The following is a 25,552-nucleotide window of genomic DNA, read 5'->3' as shown; positions in this document are numbered from 1 at the left end:
GGCGCGCCATGGACGCGGCAAATGAGGACGCCGCTCGCCCGGCCGGGGACGGTGCTCGATCTTCTTTGCTTCCCGCCGATTCGCTGCCGGAAGGACTGCGTGGGACTAGCGAATTTCGTAGGTGCCGTCCAACCGGGCCCGGCCGAGGAGGTGCCCGGTCATCGCGGCCACGGCGTTGTCGAGGGTGAATCCGGCCGGTAGGTCGAGGGCCTGATCGACGGCGAAAAGCTGGAACACGTACGCGTGTGGGCCGTGTGAGCGCACCGGCTTGGGGCCGGCCCAGCCGCGCCGGCCCAGCGGGCCCTTGCCGTGTACCAGACCCGGGACCGGGCTGGGGTTGGTGAGGGCATTCTCCTCGATCCTGGTCAGTGCGGGGTTGATGCCGAGCGTGAGCGCGTGTGTGGCCGGCTTGCTCATCGGTACGTCCGGGTCCTGCACGATCAGGACGAGTTCGGCGGCGCCCGGCGGTGGTGCCGTCCAGCTCAGGGCGGGCGAGAGGTTTGCGCCGAAGTAGCGGCCCTCGTACTTTTTCGGGATGGGCGTCCCGTGGTCGAAGGCGGGGCTGGTCAGGGTGAAGTTCTGCGGGGCCTGCAGGTCGGGGCGGGCCCAGACGAGAGTGTGGTGACCGGCGCGCTTCTTGCGCAGGGCAACGCCGAGCGGGTTGGCGGGCATGGGGATCTCCTCGGTTCGGGAGGGCAGCGGTGCCGCTGCCGATCATCACCTCTTTAGGTATACGAATCAAGTAGTTAGGTATATTAACGATCCATGGAGCAGGACACACCGGAGGAGCCCGATCTCGGCGACCGGCTGCGCTCTGCCATCGGGCGCCTGTACCGCCGTTTCCGCACGGAGCGACAGCCCGGCAGCCTCGGCGATGCCGCCTTCGACGTGCTCACCTACCTGCATAAACGCGGACCGCGGAGCCTGACCGACCTGAGTGAGCAGGCCGGGGTCTCGCCCGCCTCGATGAGTCAGAGCGTGAACCGGCTGACGTCGGCGGGCTACGCCGTACGCGGCCCGGATCCGGCCGATCGACGCAAGGTGCTCTTCGGCGTCACCGCGTCCGGCAGGGAACTCGCCGGCGCCGCTCGTGCCCGGCGCAATGCATGGCTGGATGAGCGGCTGAACGCGCTCAGCGCCGAGGATCGCGCGGTGCTCGCACGTGCGGCGCAGCTGCTCGACGACATCGCCGAGTCGTGATCGCAGACCGGCCGACGGATGCCGCCCACGCATTGACGGGTGGTGGCTACCGCCCCCCGGCCGGCCCTGCGTCCCGATGACGACGTTGCCCTCCAACAGCGATGGCGGGCTACGCGGCTCCGGCATCGATCGAGGTTCGCCAGGGTTTGACCAACCCGCAAGGGTTCGGCGTCACCACGGCCGCTCTGCAGGCGGCTGGCGGGCTTCCGCCGAGCAATCCTGTCATGTACTTTCTAAATGGAAAGTACATGACAGGGGGAACATCATGCGTGACGCAGGAGGACAGGAAGCAGCGTTGGAGCAGCTGAGAGAGCAGCGGAACCGGCTGGCCGACCGAATGCGGCCGCCGTGGTGGTACCTGACCGGAAGCGCCACGCTGTTCGCACTAGCCTTCGCCATGCCCTTCATGTCGCGGTACCTCCCGCAGTGGGTTCGCCTCTGGCCCCTGCTGATCGCGGCATTGGCGCTGGCCTGGCTGCTGCAATGGGGCCTGGCCCGGGCCACCGGCGTATCCATAGGATTTCCAGATCTCACCTATCGGCCGGGCCGTCGCGCACGGATCGCCATGCTCGTGGTCAGCATCGCCGCGATCGTGACCGAGCACTTCCTGATCGATCGCGGCCTGCTCACGGCTGCGGTCGTTGTCGCGGCCCTCGCGGTCGTGGCCGGGGTGATCAGCGTGGGCGCCGCACTGCGCGGCGTACGCGAAAGCCTGCGAACCGGCGGTGAGCCGGCATGACTGCCAAGCCGGACCCGCTCATACACCCTATCGTCCGGTTGTCGATCTGTGGGCTTCTGGCGGCCGGCGCCGACTGGGTCGAGTTCGCTGCGCTGCGCGATGCGGCCGGCATCAGCGACTCGGTGTTGTCGAAACAGTCCCGCGTGCTCGAAGACGCGGGATACGTGGAAGTCCGCAAGGGCGCGATCGGACGACGGCCGCGCACGTGGTTCCGGCTCACCGCGCAAGGCCGCCAGGCAGTAGCGGGTCATCTAGCCTGGCTGGCCCAGCTGGAGGAGTCGTTCTCCGCCATCACCCGGCAGGCGACGTCTCTCCCTGCTGATCGCGACCAACCACGCCCCGCATCGAATCCGCTACTGGGCAGCAGCTGACCTGGCTTGACCACAGCCAACGGCGTTTCAGCATGGTCTGGCGACACCGCCAAGGTAGTCGACATCCACGGCTTGCGCCCCATCCTTGTCCAGCTGTGCGACATCCGCTCATCGGCAGGACAGGAAGTCTTGGCCTCGCCGCGCTGGTCACCCGCTGTAACGTGCACGTGCCTGCCGCCGCGCACCAACGGCGGCATGAGCGGAAACGTGATCAAGGTCCTCGACGGTTGTATGGACGCCCTACCTGGCGTCGCGGGCAGGCGTTGAGGGCTCCTATGCTTCGGGTCGTGACGAAGATCGTGACGCTGGGAGCGATCACCTGCCCGTCGGGTGAGTTGGTCCTTATGGATGGCGGGTACCTGGGTTTGTGGTCCGGCGACCGTGCGCCCGAGCAACAGCGTCCCGACGACATTCCGCCGGGGGTCGACTTCGAGATCGTCGGGACCGACGCGGAGACGGCCGCGCGATCGTTCGATCGGCAGGTCGGCCGCACCCTGTACGACATTCCGGAGCGCAGCGCCGCGGATTTCACCGCACTGTTCGACGAGCACTGTCGCGAGCATCGCCACTCGGCTGCGTTACGGCGGTTCGAGGGCCAGGTCCCGCACCGCGAACGGGTACGGCGGGCTGTCGCTGATGGCGAGCCGAGTTTTCTGGTCAGTGGTGTGCCGGTGATCGTGATCGGTGGGGTGCCGACCGATCGGCCGCTGCGGGTCACTGCATCGCCTGACGAGGACTGGGGTTGGCGACATATCCGCCTCGAGGTCAGCACCGGCCCGGCGGCGCAGCGGCGCGAACTTGGTCGAATCGGTGTCGACAACGCTCGGCTCGTCTTTGCCGACGCTGATGCGTTGAACGCATGGGTGCACGAGGACGCGATGGACGGCATGGCGGATGTCGTCTTTTGGGGCCGGGACGAGGAAGCGGTGGCAGCCGAGTTCGGCGCGAGCCGGGTCGGCGCTGACGGCTTCGGCTGGCTCGACGTTCCGATCCGCGAGGCGTACAGCAAGGCAGTCGCGTTGGACGCGCATCGCAACAGCTCAGCGGGTCGACTCTTCGCCTTCGACTTCCGGCCGCACTCCCACCACTGGCAGGTGATGGCCGGCGTGCGTGCGGCCGAGCACGAAGCCGCCACCATCCACGTCAGCGGCGCGGACATCATGTTCGCGATGACGTCTGTCGGCGACGGCTTCTTCCCGGCCCATGCCGAGATCGGCACCAACGGCGAACTCGTGGCGATCCAGATCGCGATCAGAACCGGATAATGATCAGGGACGGATGAACCTGGCCGTAACAGCAGCCACGGTCAGCACGGCACCCCAGGCGACACCATGGCAGCAAGCGCAATGCGGCAAATGAGTATGCGATGAGTGGTAGCCATCAGTTCTCGTCAGCGGCCGGTGGATAGACGTAGTGCTTGTCGGAGCCCTTGACGAACAGTCGCCAGCATTCGATCGGCCCCGACACCGCGGGAAACACCTCGATCCGCAGTTCGTCGGCGGTGGCCAAGTAGAACGCGCCGTCGTCACGAAGGTGCGCCTCACGCACCGGCAGACCGTCGCCGAGCGCTTCCGTCAATATCTGGGCCCTTCGATCAAACTGCGTCTCGTACCGGTCAAACGCAACAGCGCGGTCCGAGTGAGCCTTGAGCGGGTACAGGTAGTCGGTCGAGCCCAGCAGAACCTTCGAGTGCCGCACAAGCCGAAATGGGCACTGCACGTGCAGCCGCACTTCGTCGTCGCCGCGCATGAAGCCGACCTCGACCATATTGAGCGTGCGCCCGACGTTCACGAACCGGGTCCCGCAGAGGTCGGCGATCGCCGCCGCCAGATCAGTCTGTGAAGCCATCACGCTCCCTCGTTCAGCCCGACCATGATCGCACCCATTCGGCTGAGCGCTGTTCCTTGCCAAGATGATCCAACATCCGCAATTCGGCATTTTGTTGACAGGCAGGCTCGTCCTCGCAGACCCTGCTACCCGCAGTAACGAGCGTTGGCCGGCCGCCGCGCACCAAGAGCGGCATGTGCGCAAACCGAGATCGCCCGCCTGCGACCGGCAGATCGTGAGGTGACGGCGCGATGACCGACATGCTGCGTGGCGGGATCCGCTGGGTGTATCCGGCCGGCGAGAACCGTCGAATCGTGGTCAACGAACGCGGTCTGGCGCTCGTCGAGAACGGCGCAGGCGAATGGCTCATCTACGGCGCGGCCGACGCGCAGGTCCACACCGCCGCCGATCACCTGGCGTGGCTGCTGCCACTGCTCGAGCGCCGGCCGGCCGATGTCGTCGCCACACTGTCCTCGGCCAGCCCCACGAGCGAAACGCTGCTGCTTGCCCTGCTGCGCTTCGCGCTGACCTCGTGGGGCCACTACTGGCCGGGCCTTGCCCTCACGTGGCTCGAATCCGGCTGGCCAACCACCGGACTCCTCGATGTGCTCGCCGAGATGCGCAGCAATCCGCAGCTGCCCCAGCCGTTACGTCACCGCGCTTTGCGCCTGTGGCGGCAGGCCAGGACCGAAGTGTGACTTTCCAACGCGTCGCGCCGCATCGCGGCTACTGTCGCGTGCCGAACCGCCAGCCGTGCCCTCATGGTCTGTAGCGCGCGGATCGCGGCAAATGCGTGCGCCGCCGTGCGGGGACGTTTGATCCGCTACTCGTTCGAGCTACCTGCCAGGCGGGAGCCTGATGAGGTGGGTGAGGAACAGCGAGGCGTCATCCTCTACGGCTATGGGGTAGAAGCTGTGGCCGAGGCGCTCCAGGAGTTGGATCCCCAGTACGTGCTGGTCGACGGCGCACGTCCAAGGCAGGGCAAGTGCCGGTTGTGCGTTGCCGAGACGGAGCGGAGGCAGACGCCGCGCAGGAGGCGGCACCAGCCATCGCCTGGCTCGTGGTCGAGTTGTACCGGCCCGGGATGACGTAGGGCCGGCCCGTGCTGTTCGGCTCTGGCTGAACAGCTCCAATATTGACCGAGGGCGGCAGCGAGGGCGATTGATCAGCCCGATCTCGTGACTTGGCACGAGATCATCGATCCCGTACGTGTCGGCACTGTCGATGGTGGCCCAGTCATGGACGACTACAGCAACCTCACCATTACCGTGCCGAAGGGAAATCGGATCGTGGCGCACGCGGTCCAAGTGGGTGGGACCTCGCCGGAGTGCCTGCCGGGTGATGCCGAGATGGCCGCTGTCCCGGACGACGCCCGCGGTCGTCTTCGCGGACGAAATGGTCCCGATCCGCGCGGGCGGTACATCAGACCCGAAGCGGTGATCGATCCGATGCCGCGCCGCTGCTACGGTCAGGATTCCCGCCCGCAGATAATCCCTGCTCGGCGGCGTAATGACAGATGGCGCGACGACAAGGGGACCACATATGGCACGACGGTTCAACCCTCCACCGGGATGGCCGGCGGCCCCCGAAGCATGGTTGCCGCAGCCCGGTTGGCGCCCCGACCCGACGTGGCCGCCTGCGCCCGCCGGCTGGCAGCTGATCGTCGACACCGACGCCGAGCAGACCGGCCCGCACCTGCCGGTGCCGTGGATCGCCGGCGAGGTCGTACCGTCTGCGCCGGTGCCCGCCGTGGCGCTGGTCCCGGTGATTTCCGCTCCGTCGGCGCCCGTCATCGCCGCGCCGTCGGCACCGCCCGCGGCGCCTTTCGTCCCGGCGAACGACGCCCGCACCGCCGCGATGGCTACGGTCCCGGGCGTTCCGGCGGTCCCGGCGCAGGAGCCTCTGGAGCCGGGCGTGTTGTGGGCCGCCAAGGGGCAGCCGCTGAGCGGCATCGGGGCCGGGCGCTACAAGCTCACCGCGACGACGCTGTACTTCGAGAAGGGCGCCCTGTCCACCCGGGCCCAGCAGATCCCGATCGTGGACCTGATGGACGTCGACATGTCGCAGTCGATCACCCAGAAGGCCCGTAACGTCGGCAATCTCGTGCTGCACGTCAATCGTCCACAGGGACGCGAGCTCGTGACGCTGGAGGACGTCCCCAGCCCGCGCGACGCCCTGGCGAAGATCAACGCCGCCGTACACGACGCCCGACTGCTCGCCCAGCAGCGTGCCAACACCCACCACTACGTCAACGGCGCGCCGCCGGTCCCTGTGGTGGCAGCGGTCCCCGCGGTGCCGCCGCCCGCCGAGCCGGTGTCCGGCGCCGTCCCGCTCGACCCGATCGAGCAACTGCGCCGCCTCGGTGAGCTGCGCGACGCGGGCATCCTGACCGACGAGGAGTTCACGGCGAAGAAGGCCGAGATCCTGTCCCGGATCTGATCGGCGCAGCGCGAGAAGCGGGGCCCGGGCCGTCGCCGGCCGGGTCCCGCTGCCAAAGCTCAGCCGCGCACGCGCGGCACCAGCCGGAGCAGGGCCAGACCGCCCAGGATGAGTGTGACGGCGAGCACCACCTGCCAGCCCACGAACACGCCGATCACCGGCAGCGTCGCCGTACACGTGCCGATCTCCTTCGTCCTATGATCCATTCGCGGTCTGCACCGCGAACCGTTTTCCAGGCGGCGCGCCAGTACACGGCGGCACGCCACTGCTCGTACGGCCACTCCGGCAGCAACAGCGCCGCCAGGACGAGGTCACCGAGGCCGGCCCCGGCGGACCGTCCGCACCCGTTCGAGGACGAAGACGCCGGTCAACGGCAGCCAGCGCGCGTCGAACGGCAGGCCGCCGGTCACGCCGACGACCGTGGCCGCAACGCCCCGCCGACCCGTCACGCAGCGCAAAGACAGCGGCTACTTATTTACTGGATCTACGACCGCAGCCCGGCCAGGCTTGGTCGAGGTGATCGGTGGGGTCGCTCGCATTCAGCGGCTGCCCGTCTGTGGTTGGGGCGTGGCTCTCATCTGGCATGCACCCTGCCGGTCACCGCGGCGTGGAGTGGCTCCAGAGGGGACTGCCCAGCTCAAAGTAGCGCTGCCCTCCCGCTGAACCCCGGTTCGGTCACAGCGAGGAGGAACGCGTGGGACGCGTCATCATCGGGATGGACCCGCACAAACGGTCGGCGACGATCGAGATCATCGACGATCGGGAAACGGTCTTGGCGGGTGATCGGTTCGGCACCGACCGGGACGGCTATCGTGCGATGCTTGCTCTCGGCCGGCGGCATCCGGAACGGCTCTGGGCGGTGGAAGGCTGCAACGGCATCGGCCGGCACATCGCGCAGCGGCTCGTCGCTGACGGCGAGACCGTGGTGGACGTGCCCCCGAAACTGTCCGCCCGGGCCAGGGTGTTCGCCACCGGCAACGGCCGCAAGACCGACCCGGTCGACGCGCACAGTGTGGCCGTGGCAGCGTTGCGCACCAAGGGATTGCGGCACATTGTCGCCGACGACGAGACGGTGGTGTTGCGGCTGCTCGTGGACCGCCGCGACGAGCTCGGCCGGGCCCGGACCGACCTGGTCAACCGCATCCACAAGCTTCTGCTGGAACTGCTGCCCGGCGGAGCCAAGACGTTCCTGTCCGCCGATCAGGCCCGAGCACTGCTGGCCACCATCCGGCCGCGTGACCTCGTCGGGCGAACCCGCCGCCGGCTGGCGTCCGAACTGGTCGGTGAACTGGTCCAGGTCGACAAGAAGATCAAAGCGGCGAAGCAGGAACTGACCGAGCTGGTCAACGACAGCGGCAGCAGCCTGCTCGAACTCAACGGCATCGGCCCGTCCGGCGCGGCCCGCCTGCTCGGCGACATCGGTGATATCCGCCGCTTCACCAGCCGCGCCCATTTCGCGTCCTGGAACGGCACCGCACCCCTGGACGCCTCGTCCGGGGATCAGCAACGCCACCGCCTGTCCCGGGCCGGGAACCGGCGCATCAACCGCGTCCTGCACATCATGGCCATCGTCCAGCTCCGCCACGACACGCTCGGCCGCGCCTACTACCGCCGTCGCCTCGCCGAAGGCAAGACCGCGATGGAAGCCATCCGGGCGCTGAAACGGCGCCTGTCCGACGTCGTCTACCGGCGCATGCTCGGCGATATCCAGCGGCTGGAGACGGGCCCGGGAGGACAACCGGGGGCGACTCTGCAATCCAGCGCGGCTGACCCAAACCCCGAGGTCAACACTTCGGAACAGTCACTTCCCGGACCCGCCGACCACCACCCTAGAACACCGAACTCACACGCCGCTTGACAAAGAGGGGCGCCAGATGCGTGTGGCCCTTGGTGGGGTTCGCCGAGTCCGGCATGCTGATTCGATCCAAGCCGACGCCATCATCGCGCCTCTGGCAGAGTGGTTGCCGTGGCTGGCCTTCGATGATGCGGCTCTGAGCGCACCTCGCCTTCCGGGCGTGTATCTGGCCCGAGAAGGAGCGGACGGTGAACTCGCCTACGTCGGCATGGCCGGGGAACGCCGCGGTCAAGGCCTACGCGGTCGGCTCACCGTGTACTGCCGCGGCAAGGCTGCCGTCAGCGGGCTGGGCGAGGCGGTTCGGGATCGTGCACTGGCCGATCCCGCGTTAGTGCGAGCCCATCTTGACGAACTCCTTGCCGGTCGGCCCAAGCGGGCCGCAGCGTGGGCCCAGGATGCTTTGCGACATGCCGACCTGCACATTCGATGGGCTGTCACCCCAGACCGGCCGGCGGCTGCGGTTCTTGAGCGAGCAGTTCTCGACGCGCTGGCTGCATCACCGTAATGGAACCGGGCGCGATAGCGCGCGTCGCGGCATGAGCCGAAACGTGATCAAGCACGTTCGGTGGCTCAAGGGCACGCAGCTGTGCTCCCCGTAGCCCGAGCACTGATGGTCGGTCGGTCCGTGTGACCCTGGACGGCCGACGTGCCGGCGCAGATGCCGTTCGCACTTTCGACGGAGCGAGGTCACCGACACCCCACGGCGGACTTGACCGAGACGGCGATGGCGGCATTCAAGTTTGTGCGTCCGGCCCGGTCGCGACGAGGGTGAGGCCACCGAGCCGATCGGCCGGCGCCGGCGGCGGGCGGCCGTCGAGCTTGGAGCGTGTTTGAGAGGCTCCGTGGCGCCGATGCGTTGTGGGAACGGCGGACGCGTTGCCCCCAGTCGGGGTCCGCGGTCACATTGCCTCCAGAACACCACGGACGGAAAACGGCTGAGCGACCACCAAGCGCGCCGGACGCGGCCGGAGCGTGCACCTGATCAATGCGGGCAGCGGCAAAGGCGACGCCACATTCCGTTGGGCCGGGCGGCGTAATGCCGCACTGAGTGTGCCGATTCTTTCGGGACCTTGATTTCCGGCTTAAGGTTCTGGTGCAGACCTTCCCTGAGCAGCCCGAACGGCGTGACGCTGGGTGCCGCAAGCGCATGTGATCGGTGTTCGTGGAGGATGTTCAGTGGCAAGGTCGAGGCGCGTAGGGTCCCGCCGGTTGATGGCGATCACGATGTTGACGGGTGCGCTGCTCGCAGGTGGGGCACTGATCGCGCCGTTCGCCTCGGCGTCGGTCAGGGGCGACGACGGGTCCGGTGCCGGCCTCGTGCAGCGGTGGTTCTCCTGGTACAGCGGCCGATCGGGCCATGCCTTCGAACCGGAGCCCGGGCCGGCGTCCTTGCCGGCGTCGTGGCCGGCCCAACCGGGCGTTGACGGCTTCGGTGCGGCACCCAGCCTCGCCGCGACATCCGCCGCGCCACCGGCTGCCGGGGCCCCGACCCGCGGGGGCAACTGCGCCGATGTTGAGGTCGTGTTCGCGCGGGGCACCGGTGACCTTTCCGGCCTCGGTGTGCTGGGCACCCCGCTCGTCGGCGCGATCCGCTCCGCGCTGCCCGGCCGCACCGTCAACGCGTACGGCGTGAACTATGCCGCCGACGCGTCGCAGGCCAGCGCCGGGCCCGGCGCCACGGACATGAGCCGGCACGTGCGCAGCGTCGCGGCGGCGTGCCCGGGCACCAGGTTCGTGATTGGGGGGTACTCCCAGGGCGCGACCGTCACCGACATCGCGATCGGCATCCAGTTCGGTGCTTCTGCCGGCGAGGCGATTCCGGCCGCACTCGCTGCGCGGGTGGCGGCTGTGGTGGTCTTCGGCAACCCGCTCGGCGTCCTGCACCAGACCATCGCCCAGCGCAGCCCGGTCTACGGGCCCAAGACCAAGGAGTTCTGCAGCCTCGGCGACCCGATCTGCGGCAACGGTGCAAACTCGATGGCCCACCTGCAGTACATGACCGACGGTTCGGTCCAGCAGGCCGCCCAGTTCGTGGCGGGCAAGGTCACCGGCTCCTGACCCGACGTGGCCGCAGCCATACGATTGCTAGGAGAGATTCGCACGTAGTCCGGTACTGACGATGACGATGACCAGGGGAACGTTCTGGACATCAACGGTCGCCGTTACCTGGTGCTGGACACTGATGACTGGCGGTAGAACTTCGCCCTGCTTCGAGGCCGCGGTGCGCCCGTTTGCCGTACTCAATGACCCAGTCGCCGCGGCGGGCGCGCCGTTCGTGTCTTCACGGTCTACGCGGGGCGAAACGGCGGTAAGAATATGCTGCTCGACCCTGCCGTCGTGGACGCGGTCAACATGCAGCGGCCTGGTCGACGACCGCAAAACCCCGACGCTCCCTCGACCCAACGAGCAGTAAACGCTCATCGGCCGCCTACCCACGACCGCCAGAGCCACCCACACCCGACTGCCGCTCGACCAGCGGCATGTCCGGAAGTCAAGATCGACCGGTCTCGGCCTCGTTCGCACCAGATTCCGCTGTCCGGTGAACGTGGTCAACCGGACCGTCAGGGTCAGGCGCCCACCGCTCCGACCCGTTCGCACGCCGAGGATGGCTACGCTGACCGCGATGATTGGGGCCGAGAGCGGAACCACGTTGAGGCGGCTGCTGACGCACCGGTGGCCGATGGTCGCCCGGCAGCGGGTGCCCTGCGACCGCAGCTCGAGACGGTGATGGCCGGCGGTGCGGCCGGCGCAGCGATGGTACGGGCGCTGGCGCCGATGATCGGCTGGCGTCCAGCAGACCTGTTCGTGGTCGCCGGACTCGATCTGCCGCAGGATCTGGTGCCGGCCACCGGTACCAGGCCGTGGCACGTCGGATCGGTGTTGGAGCGAGCGGTCAAGCTGGCGCCGCAGTCGCTGCGCCGGTTGCACGAGGCTGTCGAGTCGCTACCGGAGCATCCGCCCGCGTGGCCGCCGGTGCCGCGCTCCAGCTATCCGCTGGGAGCCGGCGAGCTGCTGTTGCGGCTCCTTTGGAACCGCAACATCGCGCCGTACAGCCCGAAGGTGTTGTACTTCATCGGCGGCGGCCCAATGGTGGCGCACTCCACGATGGCAATGCTGGGACCTGGCCGTACGCGGCTGACGCCGCAGTACGTGACCGCGTTCGCCACGGTGCTGGGTATCGCCGGCGACGACCTGACCGCTGTCACCGGAATCGCCGCGGCTACTGATCTGCGCCTGCACCGTAACCATACAGAACTCGCCCGGCTGGCCTGGGACGCCCGGCGACTGACCAACGAGCAACTGTCTGAGGTACTCGACCTGGCCGGTCGCCTGTGATTCTGCGGTGCGCCGCAAGGGCCGCGCCTGCGAAACTTTAGCCGCCGTTACTACTGCCGCCGCCGCGGCTGTCCAGTCTCAAGAATCGTGTCTGCTGATCATGGCGCTGATCTGGCAATCGACATGTAGCTTGAGACAATCCTGGGCGCTCCGCAGCCGGACATACGGCATAGCACGTAGGGCTGCGCATCGATGTCTCAGGGATCATGTCGCTGGCGCGCACCCGTGAGCTGGGCTTCGACAAGTAGAGCGAGACGGGGTCGGCAAGGATTCTCGACGATTTTGGCAGATTCGATGAATCCACCGGCGTCGGCGGACGAAGTCGGTTCGGCCGGATGGCGATGACAAGTCCCACCCAGAGGCCACACCTTTACGTCGTCGTCACTATGAGTCACCAGCTCGGCTGCACCGGCGGCGACTGCTCCGGGCCTCGGTGCACCGGATCGCGGCTACTTGCATCGGATCTCGGCAGGCGACGGGCATTGGACGGTGCGACCTCATGACGGCATCTTGTCTTCCGGGGGCCTGGCGGTATTCAGGCCGATCGAAGGCAGAAGGGGTGCCCGGCCGGGCTGGCGTAGACCCGGCCACCTTTCTGTGCGGCGGGGTCGACGTCGTCGGTGGGCTGCAGTCGGCGGCCACCGGCTTCGAGAGCCAGCCTGTCTGCAGCCGCGAGGTCGTCCGTCGTCAGGTCGATATGCATTTGCTGGGCGTTGCCCTGCGGCCACTGCGGGGGGACGTGTCCCGGAGCCAGTTGGATCACGAGTGCGGGGAACCCGTCGATGCGGAGGAAGTGGTGGGTTGGGGTCTTCGCGATCGATCCGCCCGGCAACCGGTGCCAGAACGTGCTCTCGGTTTCCAGTTCGCCGGCGTCGATGATCACGGCGCTGAGGTTGATGTTCATGTTCGTTTTCCGTCCTGCCTGCTCGGTTTGGGCTCAGACCACCGGGATGATGCCGCCGTCAACGCGGAACTCGGCTCCCGTGAGCCACTTCGCGCGCTTGGAGGTGAGGAACGCGATCATTTCCGCTACGTCCTCGGGATCGCCGGGCCGGCCCATCGGCACGTTCAGGTGGTCCACGATCTGCTGCTTGACGTGCTCCACGCCGGTGCCGTGCTGATCGGCGATCCGCTGCAGGTGCTCGGTGGCGCCTTCGGTGGCGACGAACCCGGGGAGGACACACACGACCCGTACTCCGTGCCGTCCCACCTCGGTCGCCAGCTCGCGGCTGTAGGCGTTGAGGGCCGCCTTCGCTGCGGCGTAGGACGCTTCGGTGCGCTGCGGCAGTCGGCTCGCGATCGACGAGACGTGCACGACGACGCCAGAGCCCCGCTCGACCATTCCCGGGACCAGGGCCCGGTCGAGCCGGACGGCGCTGAGCAGGTTCATCGCCAGGTCCGCATGCCACGACTCGTCGGATCGCTGCAACGTCGGCGCCGGGGCGCTCGCGGCGCCCGCGTTGTTGACCAGCACATCCACCCCGCCGACACTGTCGATGACCCGCCGGCCGAGATCCGCGACTCCCTGCTCGGTCGCGAGGTCCGCCCGGATGAAGGTGGCCGGCAAATCTGCCGGAGGTGCGCCGCGCGAGGCGGTCAGCACCGTCGCGCCCGCGGCGGCGAACCGGCGGGCGGTCGCCTCGCCGAGGCCTCGGCTGCCGCCGGTGACCAGCACACGAAGGCCGCTGAGGCCATCTTCAGAGATCGTCATGAGGCAACCCGTCCAGTAAAGTGAACCCGACTCCGGAAACGTAGCATAACCGGAGTCGGACTCACATTATGGAGGCAGTGTTGTCGTCGTCACGTCCGTTGCGTGCTGATGCGCGACGTAACCGCGAGTCGCTGCTGGCTGCGGCGCGGGAGGCGTTCTTCGCGGGTGAGGCCGACGCCGGCGTGGAAGAGATCGCCCGGCGAGCCGGCGTGGCGGTCGGAACGCTCTATCGCCACTTCGAGACCCGCGAAGCCCTGGTCGAGGAGGTGTATCGCCGGGAGGTCGACGAGCTGTGCGCCGCCCCCGCGGTCCTGCTCGACCGGCACGCCCCGGACGAGGCACTGTGGCGCTTCCTGCTGCTGCTCGTGGAGCACGCAGCCGTGGGCAAAGGGATGGCCGTCGCACTGCAGAGCATCATGGCGACGGATTCACCGGTCTTCGACGACGCCCGCACGCAGATGGCACAAGCTCTCGATCAGCTGCTCGAGGCGGGCGAGGCAGAAGGCACCATTCGTGGCGACGTCAGCGGACGCACCATGCTGCGCGCGCTGGGCGGCGTCTGCGGAATGCACGCCACGGACGGCTGGAAGCACGAAGCCGTGCGCATCACGGCGATCCTCTTCGACGGCCTGCGGTTCGGCGTACCCAACGCAGGCCGAGTCGACGCACACCATAGAACTAGGTGACCATCCGTTCGCCGACCCGTTCAGCCCTGATCGGATATCCGCTTCTCGGCAGATCGGCGAGCCGGACGATCCTCAAGTCATGACGTTGCGTAGCGAGCGGATCGCGGCATGAGCGGATGGGTCGGGCATGCTGACGATGTGCATTTGATCGACGTCGAAGGTTACGGCGTGGTTGCGAGGGTTGTCGGATACCAGTTCCCGGATGCCGATGATCCGGCGCAACGTTGCAGCTGGCACATGGTCGACGGGAGGGCGGTCTGCGCTGCGGGTTCCTGGAAGTTTCGCTACCCCGCGTTGACGTGCGACGAGTCCCCGCGGTTGGGGCGGTGGTCGCGTGATGTCGCCGAAGCACGCGACCCGGCGTCGGCGGGGGGCGGCGATGCCGGGCAGTCATCGGCCGAGCTGCGGTTTACCGAGTCGAACCTATCGTTTGTGCCGGTGCGGTCCAAACCGGCCTCGGTGGTGCTCGGCATCGGCCTGGATTTGGAGTTTGCGCCAACCTGGCAATCCCGGCTTACTGCCGGCGCACCGTTTCTGATCGATTGCGAGGTGACACGAGAGCAACTCATGCGGGCGGCGATCGAGTGGGACGCCGAGATCGCGCCATACCCGGAATGCTGACCATCGACCCGGACATCGGCATGCAGGCCACCGTTGGCGGAAGCGCCGGTCACCCGCTGTGACGAACTCCAGCCGGCCTCCGCGCACCAGACGCGGCAGAAGAGCGTGCCTGATCTTGCGACCGTCGGATCAGCGCAACCGTATGCTCCGGAGGTGGTGATCGACAGCAGCGGCAAGTGGTGGCGCGGGACCGAGGCCAGCGACATCGAGGGCTACCTTGTCGAGTACGGCGCAGGCGGGTATCCGGTCGAACGGGTCGTCCATGCCGGCTGCGCTGCGTGCGGCGGCTCGACGTTCGAGGTGGCGATCGACGACCAGTAGGGATTCGCCGAGCGCCGGTGCGTGTCATGTGCCACCAGCTTCATCATGCTCGACTCCGCTGACGTGCTCGACGAGGCGGACCTCGGCGAGGCGGCATGTCCCTGCGGCAACGAGTCGTTCGAAGTCGCCGTGGGGTTCGCCGGGCGAGCCGACGGCGAAATACGTTGGGTCTCGGTGGGACTTCGGTGCACGCGAGACGGCGTCCTCGGCGTCTACGCCGACTGGAAGATCAGCTACTCCTCGACAGCGCACCTGTTCGACCAGGTCTGACCGGCTCTCCCGTGACCCGATGTCCGGGACGTGGGCCAGCGGCCCGTACCCGGGAAGCCGACGCTCTACAGAGGCCGACTGCGCCTCGCGCCGATGTCAACGATGCCGGGCCAAGCCTGTGCGAGCCGGATCGTCGATGTGACCGCCATGGACTCCATGGAGGCGCAGGAACGTTGGCGGCACCGGACGGGCGACCGGAAGTTGAAGGTGATGGAGCAACTCGGCGGCCGGCCCCATGTGGCTACGGCTTCGCCTGCCTGCCGTGCGGGAATGCGGCGCACAGCCCATGTCCGCTCATTGGCATCGTGTTGACGCCCCTCGGTCTCTACCGGTAACCACACACGGGCGCGCCGCCACACTGCACCCGCGGCTTGTCCGCACACCTGACCAATCGACCGGTCGGCTCACTGGACGGCGGACCTGGAGCGTCCGCATTCGCCGATGCCACGATCCTCAGCACAAGATCCGTGAAGTCCTTGCATTGCTCGTCGGCGTCGTCCCGGTCAGCTTGCAACCGATCATGCCCAGGGAGCCGGTCCTCGTCGACCCGCGAGAGATAAATTCCCAGGAAGGCCAGCCGGAGCGAATCGCGACAGTCCGCGAGCTCCTGCCACTGGCGGGCCTCCAGTTCCCCGCAGAAGATGCGGTGGAGCACGGCGGCGATATCGTCGATGGTCCTCTGCACTGCCACGCTGCCCGCGTAGTGTGCCTGGGCCAGAACTGTCTGCCGCGCTCGCCACTGCGACTCCTTGATGCCCGGTTGCTCACAAGCCCGGCTGTGATGGCGCAGATCGAGGATGGCGGAGCGGAAGGCGTCGGCAGCGCGCGGCAGCGGCTCCTCCACGAGGGTGAGCAGCTCGCTCACGTCGGCTCCCCGCCACTCAGGCGAAGCCCTGTCAACCACGACGGGTACGGTACCGCACCGGCGAGGCCAAGATCACGTGCCCGCTCATCGATTCACCAGCCGGCCCGACGGCCGCATTCCCGGATCCATTGCCGTCCCGACTTTTGCTTGTGACGACGGATAGAAGCGGAGCCCTCAAGCGTCTGTACTTGTGACGGCCAACTGCAGGGAGACCCAGTGGACGAGCACGCGCGGCGGCAGTTTGGTGCCTTTGTCGCAGACCGTGCACCGGCGTTGATCCGGGTCGCCTACCTGCTCTGCGGCGGTGACCAGCACGCCGCCGAGGACCTGGTGCAGAATGCCCTGGTCAAGACGGCGACGAGGTGGTCGACCCTGCGCCATGCGGATCCGGAGGGGTACATCCGGACCGTCATGTACAGGGAGCAGGTCAGCCGCTGGCGCCGCTCGGCCCGAGGGCGAGAGCTGTTGGTTGAGCCGCCGCGCGAGGTGCTGGCGGACCAGAGCGGGCATGTCGACCTGCGGCTGGCGATGCGCGCACACCTGCTGCGGCTTCCCCCGGCCCAGCGGGCGGTGCTGGTGCTGCGCTTCTTCGAAGACCTCACCGAGACTCAGGCCGCGCAGGTGCTCGGCTGTTCGGTCGGAACAGTGCGCAGCCGCACGCACCGCGCGGTCAGCCGACTGCGGGAGCTACTCGGGGACGAACACTGGCTCACGGAGGCACGGACGTGAACGACGACGCCATCTACGACTTGGTCCGCGAGTCGTTCAAGGAGCTGGCCACCGAGGCAAGGGAAGCGGACCTCATGCCCGCGACGGTACGTCGCATGCGCCGCCGCACGCTATCGATCTCGATCGTTGCGATCAGCCTGGTAGCAGCGCTGCTGATCGGCATCCCGGTCGCTGTGGCAGCCGCCGACCGTACGCGGGGTCCGGGCTCGCTCCCCGGGCTGACCGTGTCCCAGTCTGTGTCGGTCCCCACCCGGCACACGGCGGAACCGGCGCTGCCGGAGACCTCCCGGTCCAGGTCGAGCCACGTCGATCCGCCGCCCACCAAGCCGTCGCTCACCGAACCGGCGGGGCAGAGCCCAGCCACTCGGCGGTCGTGACAAGGCCCCCTCGGGGCGGGAAAGTGGAGGCGCCGCAGGGCGCCGCGCCCGGCCCCGACCTCGCGCGCCTGCCAACAGTTGCCGCCGGCGACGCCGTCGTGTCCGCTGTCGCCGTGCCCGCGATCACGGTTCGAAGGCTCGCGCCCCCGATGCCGGCCGACCGGTGGGGATCATGGGCCGCCACCGCTTTCGTGGTGGCGATCGCCGCGGCGCTTCGGCTGCTTCGTCTCGATCAGCCGCGCGGAAAGCTCTTCGACGAGATCTACTACGCCACCGACGCGCACAACCTGCTGCGGCATGGCGTGGAATGGGACGAGGCCACCAACTCCGCGGGCTACGTGGTGCACCCGCCGCTCGGCAAGTGGCTCATCGCGATCGGGGAGCAGGTCTTCGGATACAACGAGCTGGGCTGGCGGATCCCGTCGGCGCTGGCCGGAACGCTGGCGGTGCTGATCCTCGTCCGGGCCGCACGCCGGCTCTTCCGCTCCACGGTACTGGGCTGCGCGGCCGGGCTGCTGATGGCACTGGACGGGCTGCAGCTGGTGCTGTCCCGGCTCGCATTGCTCGACATCTTCCTGCTGCTGTTCGTGCTCGCCGCATTCGCCTGCCTCATCGTGGACCGCGACCTGCGACGGCTGCAGCGGCTGCGGGCATTGCGGGCGGGACTCGACCGGCCACCGTTGGCGATGCCCTGGTGGCGGCTGGCTGCAGCAGTACTGACCGGATGCGCGATGGGGGTCAAATGGAGCGGGGTGTGGTACGCCCTCGCCTTCGTTGTCCTGATCTGTTTCTGGGAGGCCGGCGCCCGCCGCAGTGGCGGCGTATCCCGGCCATGGCGGGCCATGATGCGCGAAGAGAGCCGCTGGCTGCTCGCCTTCGGCACGATCGCGATGGTCGTCTATCTCGCCACCTGGAGCGGCTGGCTGGCCGGGGACACCGGCTGGGACCGGCATTGGCTCGAGAGTCAGGGCCGGACCGAACCACCGTTCCTGGGCGCGCTGGAGAACCTCTACCACTACCACCGTGCGATGCTGCACACCAGCGACGGCATCAGCACCCCGCACCGCTACCAGTCGTGGCCGTGGCAGTGGCTGCTGCTCGGCCGTCCCGTCCTCGTACAGTGGGCCTGCGCGGAGACGTGCACCTCCACGAGTCCGATGTCGACGGTGCTCATGCTCGGCACCCCCGCGCTGTGGTGGTCCTTCATCCCTGCCCTTGTCGGCCTGGCGTGGCTGGGCATCAGCCGCCGGGATTGGCGCGCAGCTGCGATCGGGCTCGGCGCGGGCGCCGGCATCGTACCGTGGATGCCTTTCCAGGCGCTCGACCGCACCATGTTCGCTTTCTACGCCGCGCCCGCGGAACCCTTCCTCATCCTGGGCGTCGTCTACGTGGCCGGGGTCCTGATCCGTAGGTCCACGAAAGCCGCATCCTCACTCGGTGCGGTGCTGGCCGGAGGGTACGTGCTCGTGGTAGCAGCCAACTTCGCCTACTTCTATCCGATCTACACCGGCGACACCATCACCTACGCACAGTGGATGGCTCGGATGTGGCTCGGTGCACGTTGGATCTGACCGCCTCCCATCCGGCTGGCACTGCGGCCGAACGCACGCTACGGCTCAGCAGCACTCCAACCACCGGCGTGACGCTCGGAGATCGACCGTGCGCGCCTGGTCCTCGAACCGAGTAAGGCTCGACGACGGGGCGTGAGCCATGCATTCTCACGGGCCGCACAATGTTCTCGACAGATCCGGTCGGCCGTCACCGACGGGGACTCCCGAGCCGGCGTCGGCGGGATCGTCGCCGTTGTCATGGCGGCCCTGCTCGCACTCGCGGCACGTCACCGGTTCGTCGACGCGATCACCGTACCGGCGGCCTGGCGCAGCTTCTCCGATGTGGACGATCAGCGAGGCACTTGAGTCCAAAACAGACTTGTTCCGAATCGGCGTGGCCGATGCTTGAGTCGGACCTCGCAAGTCGCTTGATCAGGTGCGCGCACAGCGTGGCCGTGGCCGGCCTGCGCACCCCGGGCCTGCGCACGGTGGCCGCCGACGACCACACCGTCGTGCTGCTACTGCTCGTCGACCGGCGTGACGAACGAGCTTGAGGCCCCTGTCAAGGGCGTGTCAGTGCCCGAGGTTCATGATCAACGAAGGGCTCGGCCGAAGCGGTACGCCCGGATCACCGTCTCCGTCACGGTGCTAGCGGCGTTGTCGGCGGCGGTCGCGCGGAGCGAGACGAAGCCGCTGCCGGACGGCGTACGGATCTGGGCGCAGCCGCTGGCCACCGACACCGCCCGCCAGGTGCGCCCGTCGTCGAACGAGACCTCGACGGTCAGCTCGGTCAACTGACCTACCGTCGCCCCGCTCTGCGGTACAGCGGTGACGTTCAGCCTGTGCGACGCGTTCGCTCGCACGCCGGTGTACTGGTCGGTGTCGGGGGTCAGCCGGACCGTCCACAGTGGCAGTTCGGCCGGCCCGGCGTCGACGTGCCTGGACCGAAAGGTCCACGCAACCGCCGTGTGGGTCGAGACCGTGGCGTCCCGCTCGGCCGTGAACTCCAGCCGATAGGTCCCCTCATCGGCCGGAAGTTTGGCGCTCCAGATGCCGAAGTCGCCGAGCTGGAGGTCGTACTGCTTCCCGTCCCGGCTGAGCGCGGCCGTGGTCGACGAGATCTCCGACCATCCCGGGCGGCCGTCGCCATCGGCGTACAACGGGATCTCGGCGGCGAGGCTGTCGCCAGTCCGGGTCACGCCCTGGGTGAGGGCGCTGGCCAGTGCCGGGCCGAAGACCGGTCGGTTCCATTTCTGGTTGTACTGCTGGCCGGTCCGATAGGAGATGTAGTCGGCGGAGCCCACGGAGCTGCGGTATTCGCCGGTATCGGCGGACACCTCGGTGAAGTCACCGGCGAAGGTCACGTCCGGGTCGGCCGTGTAGTACTCGGTCCGGCTGAACGGCAGGTCGAAGCCGAGGTACGCGCCGAAGCTGCCGACCTGCCAGGAAGTCAGCCCGGACCGGATCCGCTTGGAGCCGGCCGCGTTCGTGCCGACCTGCGCGAAGTCGGCCCGGACCTTGGCCAGGTCGTCGTTGGCGACGGTCTTCGCGAAGCCGGTCACCATCCGCCCGCGCACCGGGAAGGACACCGCATAGGTGTAGGGGCTGTTCCACATGCTTCCGGCGGCGTCGGCCCGAGCCCACTGGCCCGAGACGATCGAGATGAAGCCATCGTCGTGTTGCGCGGGGTCGAGTTGCGCCGCGTAGACGCCATCGAAGGAGCTGCCAAGCACGGCAATTCCCGCAGTACCGTGCGGCCGCCGGGTGTACGCCGCCAGGGTGGCGTCGTACTGCTGGGCGTCCTTGCGCGGCACGCTCACCGCGATCGGCTGCCCGATCCGTGCGTCGAGCGTCAGCGTCAGGTTGCGGCTGACGTCCACGTCGGGCTGGGCCAGCAACGTCGAGTAGCCTCCGGTGGTCGCGCCCTTCGGCCCGTCCGGGCTGTGGAAGAGGAGGCTGGTGAGCGTGTAGTGCCCCTTGGGCACGCGGAGCGTCACGGTACCGTCCGGATCCGGACCCCACACGCCGGGCTGGTAGGTGTCGCCGTCCCGGCGCGACAGGGTCGTGTCGAAGAAGGATGGAGTGCCGCCGGACCGGTCCAGGTGAGTCAAGGTCACGTCGTAGCTCTCCACCTCCTTGTCGACCACCACCGGCGTACGCACGACGACGTCACCGGCAGTCGCGGTAAGCCACCCGCCGAAGCGGCCGTCGGGGCCGACCCGGGTGTCCGCCGTGACCGTCGCCGAGGCGTCGCCGCCGGCCGGGACCGTGACCGACGAGGCGCTCAGTGTGAACATCCTGGCGGGGGTGCCGGACAGGTTCAGCGACAGCCTCACCGGCTGCGCACCGTCGTTGTGGTACGTCACCGAGCGCGTGGTGACCGTGTCGTTGGTATGCGGCCAGCTGCGGAAACCGAACGAGACCCCGGGCGTGGTGCTGGTAACCGCCTGCCGACTGGCCCTGCCGATGTCGACCCGGCCAGCACCCTGCGTATACACGCTGTAGGCGGTGTTGGGCTGAGCCGCCGCCATCAACGCGGCCTTGAGCCGCTGACCCGACCAGTCCGGGTGCTGCTGGGCCAGCACGGCGGCCGAGCCCGTGACGTGCGAGGTCGCCATCGACGTCCCCGACAGCTCGGTATAGGCGGTGCCCGGCAGCTGTGACTGCGAAGCGCGGGCGGCCATGATATCCACTCCCGGCGCGGTGATCTCCGGCTTGAGCGAGCCATCCGGGCCCGGTCCCCTGCGGGAGAAGTCCGCGAGCGCGTCCGTGTCGTTGACGGCGCCGACGGTCAACGCGGCGGGCGCGGTCCCGGGCGAGCTGATCGCCCCCTCCGTGACGCCGCCGGCGTTGCCCGCAGCGACCACGAAGAGCGTGCCGTACTGATCACTGAGCGTCTGCACGGCCTGCTCGATCGGGTCGAGCCCGTCGGTGTCCATACCCCCCAGGCTGAGGTTGACGATCTTCGCCCGCGACGCGGCCCAGTTCATGCCCGCGATGATCCAGGACTCGGCGCAGCCGCCCTGAACGCAGACCTTACCGTCGAGCAGCTTCGCCCCCGGCGCGACTCCCTTGTACTTCCCGGCGGACGCCGCACCCGTGCCGGCCACCGTCGACGCGACATGCGTGCCGTGACCGACGAAGTCACCGTCCGGCTCGTACCCCTCCGTGAAGTTGACGTGCTCGGTGACCTGCCCGGCGAGGTCCGGGTGGGTGTCGTCGATGCCGGTGTCGAGCACCGCGACGGTCGTCCCGGTCCCGGTGTACCCGGCCGCCCACGCCTCGGGCGCGCCGATCTGGGGGACGCTGACGTCCAGCGTCGGCTTGAGTACCCCGTCAAGCCAGATCTTGCCGAGCCCGGACCGCAGATGCTTGCCGTCCGAAGTGGTCAATGTCCGCCACGAGTCAGCGGCCTTGCCGCGTGTCTGCTTCACCGCAGTCGCCTTCACGGCGGGCAGATCCCGCAGGCCGGTGAGACCGGGCGTTGCGCGCATAGCGGTTGCTGTTCCTGTGACGATCAGGGGCAGCGAGTCCCGGCGGTCGTAGCCGTCGTGCATCAGCTGCGTGATGTCGAAGAGCCGCGAGTCCACGGCGTTCGCCGCGAGCAGCGCACCGGCATCCGCGGGTACCACGCGGATGTGACCGGACGCCGTCACCTTCTCGAAGGTCATCCCTTTCCGCCCCGGTCCCGGTTCGACCGAGACGTCGTCTCCATTGGGTGACAGGGTCACCCGGTCGCCGGTCACCAGCGTGATCGTTCGCCCGTTGGCACCTTTGACCCCGCCGTCGTGGGGCGCGGCCGTCGCGGACATCGCGGGCAGTCCGGTGAGGAGCGCCGTTGTCAAGCCGAGGACGGCCACCGTTCTGAATCGATGCATTGCATTCCTCCTGGGGCCTGTACGAAGCGCAGGCTGCCCGCGACCCGTACGAGTCGCGGGCAGCCTGTGGTGATGCGCGAAAGGGCAGGCGTCAGCCGACGAGAACCGGGTTCGGTGGCACCTCGACCGTCACCGGTTCGCCGTAGCCGGAGTACTCCAGGACGACGTGAGACTTGTGGAAGCCGCCTTGCGAGTAGGTCAAGGTCCAGTCGTACGTCACCTTGGCGATCCGCTTGTCGGTGCCGACGCTGAAGTCGCCGATGAACTTCACGGTGCCACCGTCTTTGGTTCTGGTCGCCTCGAAGTGATAGGTGTCGGCTCCGGTCTTGTCCACCTTGGCGTCGCCCGCGCGCAGCGCTTCGAAGAGCTGCTGCGAGTCGGCCGACGCGGTGAACTCGCCGCGGAGCTTGTCCTCATCCATGTTCAGCGAGTCGTGCTTGCCCGGCTGCTGCAGCCACTGAGAACCGTTGGCCATGTAGAGCACGCCGTTGACCAGGCGGTACTCGAAGTTGCCATTGGCGGACCGGAGATAACCGGTGGCCGTGGCCGGGTCGAAGGCGCTCAGCGTGACGGTGGTGTCAGCCGGCAACGTGGGCTTTCCGCCGCCCTTCTGCCCCGTCGCCGTGGATTTCAGCTGAAAACTGATGTTCTGACTGTTGGCGATGGCTGCGACCAGTTCCATCCCCGGGTCGGCGACCGTCGCCGCCGCGTGCGGCCGGTCGATCGGTCTGTTCGCATGGTTGGCCACAGCAACCGAGGCCACGCCGCCTAGCGCGAGGACCGCCAGCGACGCGCTCACCAAAGCCGCCCTGCGGCGCCGAGCGCGCCGGCCGCGCTCCATGAGACGGTAGGTCGGCGGCGTCGAGGCGGGAGCCCCCACGAGTTCGTGCAACCGTTCCGAGAGCTGCTCCAGGTCGTTCATGTGAGTCACCTATTCACTAGGGCCAGCTCGGACATCACGTGGCGGAGCTTGGCCGTGGCCTTGGCGTACTGGCTCTTGACCGTGCCCGGCGAGCAGCCGAGCACCTGGGCGATCTGCCGTTCGGAGAGGTCCTCGTAGTGCCGAAGGACCACCACCGCGCGCTGCTTCGGCGGCAGCGAACGCAGCGCGTCGCGTACGACCAGGGCTTCGGCGCTGATCTCCCCGGGCGGCGCAGGCCGATCGGGAACCTCTCCGACGAGGCTCTCCCGGCGTCGCCGGCGCCAAAGTGAGGTGTGGTTGTTGACCAGCGCCTTACGGAGGTATGCGTGGAGGTCGTCGACTCGCGACAGCCGACGCCACCGTTCGTAGATCTTCACCAGGCTGTCCTGGAGGAGTTCCTCCGCCTGCCATCGATCATCGGTCAAGAGCATCGCCAACCGCAGATGCCGTTGCCAGGCTTCCTCGACGAACGTCACGTACGCCAGGTCGGCCTGGCTGAGCGCCTTGGTTCGTTCCATCACGGTTCTTCCACGTTCCGGACGTCCCCGTGGTTGCCCAGGATTCGAGGAATACTTCGGGTTTCCGGACACGGCCACCTTTCCGGCGGTCCGCGTCGTGACCGCGCTGCTCGCCGGCGGACGGGTGCACCCCGACACGGTGGAACCGCTGCTGAGGTTTCTCGGTGACGCCGCCCTGGGCGTGACCGGCGTTACGTGGTGACCAGTAGCGCATGGGACCGCACAGCAGGGGGCAGACATGATCGGCGCCGTCACCGGCTCCACCGCCGAAGCGATCTTCGCTTCCACCCTGCAGCCGTCGCAGAGCGTCACCCCGCCGAGGTCTGGGCCGCGGTCGCCGACGCCATCACCCGCCACGGCGCGCAGGGCTGCGTCCACATCCTCGCCTGCGAGTCCGGCGAACACCCCGAGACCGCCGTGCCCCGGATGCGCTTCGCCCGTGAGCTCGCCGCCGCCCCCGCCCTCGCCGGCTGACCGGACGTCTTGCCGGACAAGTTCGCCGCAGCATGACGGGCACGCAGTTGCGCGGGCGGCATCCGCACATGCTTGATATGGAGGATGCACCGGTCTTTCTGCTTGGCAGTACGAATGGGGCTAGGCGCGAAGCCCGGAGCCGCCTCCGACGACGATGTTCTCGCCGGTGAGGTACGCCGCCGCGGGCGAGGCGAGGAAGGTGACCACTTCCGCGATCTCGTCGCTGGTGCCAAGCCGGCCGAGCGGGATCTGGGCGGCCATGGCGGTGTCCGCCGCTTCGACGGATGTACCGAGCTTGGACCAGATGGGTGTCGCGATCGCGCCCGGGCTGACCGCATTGACCCGGATCCGCCGTGGGGCCAATTCGAGGGCCAGCGACGGTACGAGCGCCAGCAGGGCGCCCTTACTGGCAACAGCGGCCGACCCGGCACCCACGCCCCGGGTGACGCCGATGCCGACGGTGAAGATGATGCTTGCGCCGTCGTTGAGCAGCGGGAGCGCCTTCTGCAGCGTGAAGAACTGCCCTTTGAAGTTCACGGCCAGCAGGTCATCGACAGCGGCCTCGTCATACGCGCCGATCGGCATCCCACGGACCATCCCGGCGTTAAGGAAGAGAACATCCAGGGCCTCGAACCGATCGCGGATCTCTGCGATCACCCGGTCCGTGTCCGGCAGCGAGCGGGCATCGGCTTGCAGGACGACCACGTCGTCCGGCAGCTGCGCCCGAGCCGCGCCGACCGAACCGGGCGTGGAGCCCGTGACGGCCACCCGATAGCCGTTGCGGTGGAGCAGGGCGGCGGTGGCCTGGCCGATCCCACTGGTTCCGCCCGTGATGAGCGCTGTGCGTGAAGTCATGCGGCAAC

At 68.3% G+C, this 25,552-nt stretch carries 27 protein-coding genes; 16 read left to right on the top strand and 11 right to left on the bottom strand.

Features of this window, described 5'->3' with window-relative positions:
- Positions 1–105 precede the first annotated feature (105 nt).
- On the bottom strand, positions 106–672 hold the full coding sequence (locus ACQP1P_RS33295; protein ID WP_433076965.1) for a YbhB/YbcL family Raf kinase inhibitor-like protein: 567 nt from the start codon (positions 670–672) through the stop codon (positions 106–108).
- Positions 673–765: 93 nt separating this feature from the next.
- On the opposite strand from ACQP1P_RS33295, the gene ACQP1P_RS33290 reads away from it, so the two are divergent.
- The 4 genes from ACQP1P_RS33290 (at position 766) to ACQP1P_RS33275 (ending at position 3,575) form a co-directional block, all read left to right on the top strand.
- The gene (locus ACQP1P_RS33290) at positions 766–1,200 is read left to right on the top strand and encodes a MarR family winged helix-turn-helix transcriptional regulator (RefSeq protein ID WP_433076963.1); all 435 of its coding nucleotides are present in this window, start codon (positions 766–768) and stop codon (positions 1,198–1,200) included.
- 295 nt (positions 1,201–1,495) lie between these two features.
- Positions 1,496–1,939, top strand: a complete 444-nt coding sequence (locus tag ACQP1P_RS33285) for a hypothetical protein (RefSeq protein WP_433076961.1) — start codon at positions 1,496–1,498, stop codon at positions 1,937–1,939.
- Complete coding sequence (locus ACQP1P_RS33280; RefSeq protein ID WP_433076958.1) at positions 1,936–2,310, top strand: winged helix-turn-helix domain-containing protein; 375 nt, start codon at positions 1,936–1,938, stop codon at positions 2,308–2,310. Before ACQP1P_RS33285 ends, ACQP1P_RS33280 begins: the two co-directional genes overlap by 4 nt.
- A gap of 287 nt (positions 2,311–2,597) precedes the next feature.
- Positions 2,598–3,575 carry a hypothetical protein gene (locus ACQP1P_RS33275; protein WP_433076956.1) on the top strand — a complete coding sequence of 326 codons (978 nt, stop codon included), beginning with the start codon at positions 2,598–2,600 and terminating at the stop codon, positions 3,573–3,575.
- 115 nt (positions 3,576–3,690) lie between these two features.
- Here the strand turns inward: ACQP1P_RS33275 and ACQP1P_RS33270 are convergent, their stop codons facing one another.
- Positions 3,691–4,161: a hypothetical protein gene (locus ACQP1P_RS33270; RefSeq protein WP_433076954.1), complete on the bottom strand. Its 471-nt coding sequence runs from the start codon at positions 4,159–4,161 to the stop codon at positions 3,691–3,693.
- Between the two features lie 227 nt (positions 4,162–4,388).
- Here ACQP1P_RS33270 and ACQP1P_RS33265 point away from each other — a divergent pair, with 227 nt between their 5' ends.
- Together ACQP1P_RS33265 and ACQP1P_RS33260 are read left to right on the top strand one after the other, a co-directional pair.
- The gene (locus tag ACQP1P_RS33265) at positions 4,389–4,835 is read left to right on the top strand and encodes a hypothetical protein (RefSeq protein WP_433076952.1); all 447 of its coding nucleotides are present in this window, start codon (positions 4,389–4,391) and stop codon (positions 4,833–4,835) included.
- Between the two features lie 898 nt (positions 4,836–5,733).
- Positions 5,734–6,576, top strand: coding sequence for an SHOCT domain-containing protein (locus ACQP1P_RS33260; protein ID WP_433076950.1), 843 nt, complete (start codon positions 5,734–5,736; stop codon positions 6,574–6,576).
- Between the two features lie 59 nt (positions 6,577–6,635).
- Here the strand turns inward: ACQP1P_RS33260 and ACQP1P_RS33255 are convergent, their stop codons facing one another.
- Entirely contained in the window at positions 6,636–6,782 is a 147-nt protein-coding gene (locus tag ACQP1P_RS33255; protein WP_433076948.1) for a hypothetical protein, read from the bottom strand.
- Positions 6,783–6,887: 105 nt separating this feature from the next.
- Positions 6,888–7,025 carry a hypothetical protein gene (locus tag ACQP1P_RS33250; RefSeq protein ID WP_433076946.1) on the bottom strand — a complete coding sequence of 46 codons (138 nt, stop codon included), beginning with the start codon at positions 7,023–7,025 and terminating at the stop codon, positions 6,888–6,890.
- A gap of 245 nt (positions 7,026–7,270) precedes the next feature.
- Between ACQP1P_RS33250 and ACQP1P_RS33245 the strand changes: the two genes are divergently transcribed.
- The 3 genes from ACQP1P_RS33245 (at position 7,271) to ACQP1P_RS33235 (ending at position 11,767) form a co-directional block, all read left to right on the top strand.
- Positions 7,271–8,434: an IS110 family transposase gene (locus tag ACQP1P_RS33245; protein ID WP_433074446.1), complete on the top strand. Its 1,164-nt coding sequence runs from the start codon at positions 7,271–7,273 to the stop codon at positions 8,432–8,434.
- A 1,518-nt stretch (positions 8,435–9,952) separates the two neighbouring features.
- On the top strand, positions 9,953–10,489 hold the full coding sequence (locus tag ACQP1P_RS33240; protein ID WP_433076944.1) for a cutinase family protein: 537 nt from the start codon (positions 9,953–9,955) through the stop codon (positions 10,487–10,489).
- 615 nt (positions 10,490–11,104) lie between these two features.
- Positions 11,105–11,767 carry a hypothetical protein gene (locus ACQP1P_RS33235; protein ID WP_433076942.1) on the top strand — a complete coding sequence of 221 codons (663 nt, stop codon included), beginning with the start codon at positions 11,105–11,107 and terminating at the stop codon, positions 11,765–11,767.
- Between the two features lie 535 nt (positions 11,768–12,302).
- Here ACQP1P_RS33235 and ACQP1P_RS33230 read toward each other — a convergent pair.
- Both ACQP1P_RS33230 and ACQP1P_RS33225 read right to left on the bottom strand, forming a co-directional pair.
- Positions 12,303–12,671, bottom strand: a complete 369-nt coding sequence (locus tag ACQP1P_RS33230; RefSeq protein WP_433076940.1) for a VOC family protein — start codon at positions 12,669–12,671, stop codon at positions 12,303–12,305.
- A gap of 33 nt (positions 12,672–12,704) precedes the next feature.
- Positions 12,705–13,478 carry an oxidoreductase gene (locus tag ACQP1P_RS33225; protein ID WP_433076938.1) on the bottom strand — a complete coding sequence of 258 codons (774 nt, stop codon included), beginning with the start codon at positions 13,476–13,478 and terminating at the stop codon, positions 12,705–12,707.
- Between the two features lie 68 nt (positions 13,479–13,546).
- On the opposite strand from ACQP1P_RS33225, the gene ACQP1P_RS33220 reads away from it, so the two are divergent.
- From ACQP1P_RS33220 to ACQP1P_RS33205, 4 genes are all read left to right on the top strand, one after another.
- Entirely contained in the window at positions 13,547–14,164 is a 618-nt protein-coding gene (locus ACQP1P_RS33220) for a TetR/AcrR family transcriptional regulator (RefSeq protein WP_433076936.1), read from the top strand.
- 108 nt (positions 14,165–14,272) lie between these two features.
- On the top strand, positions 14,273–14,785 hold the full coding sequence (locus ACQP1P_RS33215) for a WapI family immunity protein (RefSeq protein ID WP_433076934.1): 513 nt from the start codon (positions 14,273–14,275) through the stop codon (positions 14,783–14,785).
- Positions 14,786–14,938: 153 nt separating this feature from the next.
- A complete protein-coding gene (locus ACQP1P_RS33210; protein WP_433076932.1) occupies positions 14,939–15,106 on the top strand; it encodes a hypothetical protein in 168 nt (55 codons plus the stop codon).
- Positions 15,107–15,151: 45 nt separating this feature from the next.
- On the top strand, positions 15,152–15,376 hold the full coding sequence (locus tag ACQP1P_RS33205; protein WP_433076930.1) for a hypothetical protein: 225 nt from the start codon (positions 15,152–15,154) through the stop codon (positions 15,374–15,376).
- 325 nt (positions 15,377–15,701) lie between these two features.
- Here ACQP1P_RS33205 and ACQP1P_RS33200 read toward each other — a convergent pair whose 3' ends face one another.
- Complete coding sequence (locus tag ACQP1P_RS33200; RefSeq protein ID WP_433076927.1) at positions 15,702–16,241, bottom strand: hypothetical protein; 540 nt, start codon at positions 16,239–16,241, stop codon at positions 15,702–15,704.
- 216 nt (positions 16,242–16,457) lie between these two features.
- On the opposite strand from ACQP1P_RS33200, the gene ACQP1P_RS33195 reads away from it, so the two are divergent.
- Genes ACQP1P_RS33195 through ACQP1P_RS33185 form a run of 3 tightly spaced genes read left to right on the top strand, consistent with a single transcriptional unit; the run spans position 16,458 to position 18,918 of the window.
- Positions 16,458–16,970 carry a SigE family RNA polymerase sigma factor gene (locus ACQP1P_RS33195; protein WP_433076924.1) on the top strand — a complete coding sequence of 171 codons (513 nt, stop codon included), beginning with the start codon at positions 16,458–16,460 and terminating at the stop codon, positions 16,968–16,970.
- Positions 16,967–17,347, top strand: a complete 381-nt coding sequence (locus ACQP1P_RS33190; RefSeq protein WP_433076922.1) for a hypothetical protein — start codon at positions 16,967–16,969, stop codon at positions 17,345–17,347. Before ACQP1P_RS33195 ends, ACQP1P_RS33190 begins: the two co-directional genes overlap by 4 nt.
- A gap of 23 nt (positions 17,348–17,370) precedes the next feature.
- Positions 17,371–18,918 carry a dolichyl-phosphate-mannose--protein mannosyltransferase gene (locus ACQP1P_RS33185; protein WP_433076919.1) on the top strand — a complete coding sequence of 516 codons (1,548 nt, stop codon included), beginning with the start codon at positions 17,371–17,373 and terminating at the stop codon, positions 18,916–18,918.
- A 572-nt stretch (positions 18,919–19,490) separates the two neighbouring features.
- Here the strand turns inward: ACQP1P_RS33185 and ACQP1P_RS33180 are convergent.
- The 4 genes from ACQP1P_RS33180 to ACQP1P_RS33165 form a co-directional block, all read right to left on the bottom strand.
- Positions 19,491–22,775: a S8 family serine peptidase gene (locus ACQP1P_RS33180; protein WP_433076916.1), complete on the bottom strand. Its 3,285-nt coding sequence runs from the start codon at positions 22,773–22,775 to the stop codon at positions 19,491–19,493.
- Between the two features lie 91 nt (positions 22,776–22,866).
- Positions 22,867–23,697, bottom strand: a complete 831-nt coding sequence (locus tag ACQP1P_RS33175) for a hypothetical protein (RefSeq protein WP_433076914.1) — start codon at positions 23,695–23,697, stop codon at positions 22,867–22,869.
- A 5-nt stretch (positions 23,698–23,702) separates the two neighbouring features.
- Positions 23,703–24,215 (bottom strand): SigE family RNA polymerase sigma factor, encoded by a 513-nt coding sequence (locus ACQP1P_RS33170; RefSeq protein ID WP_433076911.1) that lies wholly within the window; start codon positions 24,213–24,215, stop codon positions 23,703–23,705.
- A gap of 594 nt (positions 24,216–24,809) precedes the next feature.
- Complete coding sequence (locus ACQP1P_RS33165) at positions 24,810–25,544, bottom strand: SDR family oxidoreductase (RefSeq protein WP_433076908.1); 735 nt, start codon at positions 25,542–25,544, stop codon at positions 24,810–24,812.
- Positions 25,545–25,552: the final 8 nt, after the last annotated feature.

Origin of the sequence: Dactylosporangium sp. CA-052675, assembly GCF_050947935.1 — a bacterium.
GTDB lineage: Bacteria > Actinomycetota > Actinomycetes > Mycobacteriales > Micromonosporaceae > Dactylosporangium.
The sequence above is the reverse complement of the archived record's forward strand: the minus strand, read 5'-3'. Positions and strand labels throughout refer to the sequence as shown.

Bases quoted from the DNA above. Each gene is read 5' to 3' on its own strand.
- ACQP1P_RS33215 (WP_433076934.1), top strand. From the start codon at position 14,273: ATGAGCGGATGGGTCGGGCATGCTGACGATGTGCATTTGATCGACGTC.
- ACQP1P_RS33225 (WP_433076938.1), bottom strand. From the start codon at position 13,478: ATGACGATCTCTGAAGATGGCCTCAGCGGCCTTCGTGTGCTGGTCACC.
- ACQP1P_RS33280 (WP_433076958.1), top strand. From the start codon at position 1,936: ATGACTGCCAAGCCGGACCCGCTCATACACCCTATCGTCCGGTTGTCG.
- ACQP1P_RS33230 (WP_433076940.1), bottom strand. From the start codon at position 12,671: ATGAACATCAACCTCAGCGCCGTGATCATCGACGCCGGCGAACTGGAA.
- ACQP1P_RS33180 (WP_433076916.1), bottom strand. From the start codon at position 22,775: ATGCATCGATTCAGAACGGTGGCCGTCCTCGGCTTGACAACGGCGCTC.
- ACQP1P_RS33205 (WP_433076930.1), top strand. From the start codon at position 15,152: ATGCTCGACTCCGCTGACGTGCTCGACGAGGCGGACCTCGGCGAGGCG.
- ACQP1P_RS33290 (WP_433076963.1), top strand. From the start codon at position 766: ATGGAGCAGGACACACCGGAGGAGCCCGATCTCGGCGACCGGCTGCGC.
- ACQP1P_RS33165 (WP_433076908.1), bottom strand. From the start codon at position 25,544: ATGACTTCACGCACAGCGCTCATCACGGGCGGAACCAGTGGGATCGGC.
- ACQP1P_RS33170 (WP_433076911.1), bottom strand. From the start codon at position 24,215: ATGGAACGAACCAAGGCGCTCAGCCAGGCCGACCTGGCGTACGTGACG.
- ACQP1P_RS33220 (WP_433076936.1), top strand. From the start codon at position 13,547: ATGGAGGCAGTGTTGTCGTCGTCACGTCCGTTGCGTGCTGATGCGCGA.
- ACQP1P_RS33255 (WP_433076948.1), bottom strand. From the start codon at position 6,782: ATGGATCATAGGACGAAGGAGATCGGCACGTGTACGGCGACGCTGCCG.
- ACQP1P_RS33295 (WP_433076965.1), bottom strand. From the start codon at position 672: ATGCCCGCCAACCCGCTCGGCGTTGCCCTGCGCAAGAAGCGCGCCGGT.
- ACQP1P_RS33265 (WP_433076952.1), top strand. From the start codon at position 4,389: ATGACCGACATGCTGCGTGGCGGGATCCGCTGGGTGTATCCGGCCGGC.
- ACQP1P_RS33175 (WP_433076914.1), bottom strand. From the start codon at position 23,697: ATGAACGACCTGGAGCAGCTCTCGGAACGGTTGCACGAACTCGTGGGG.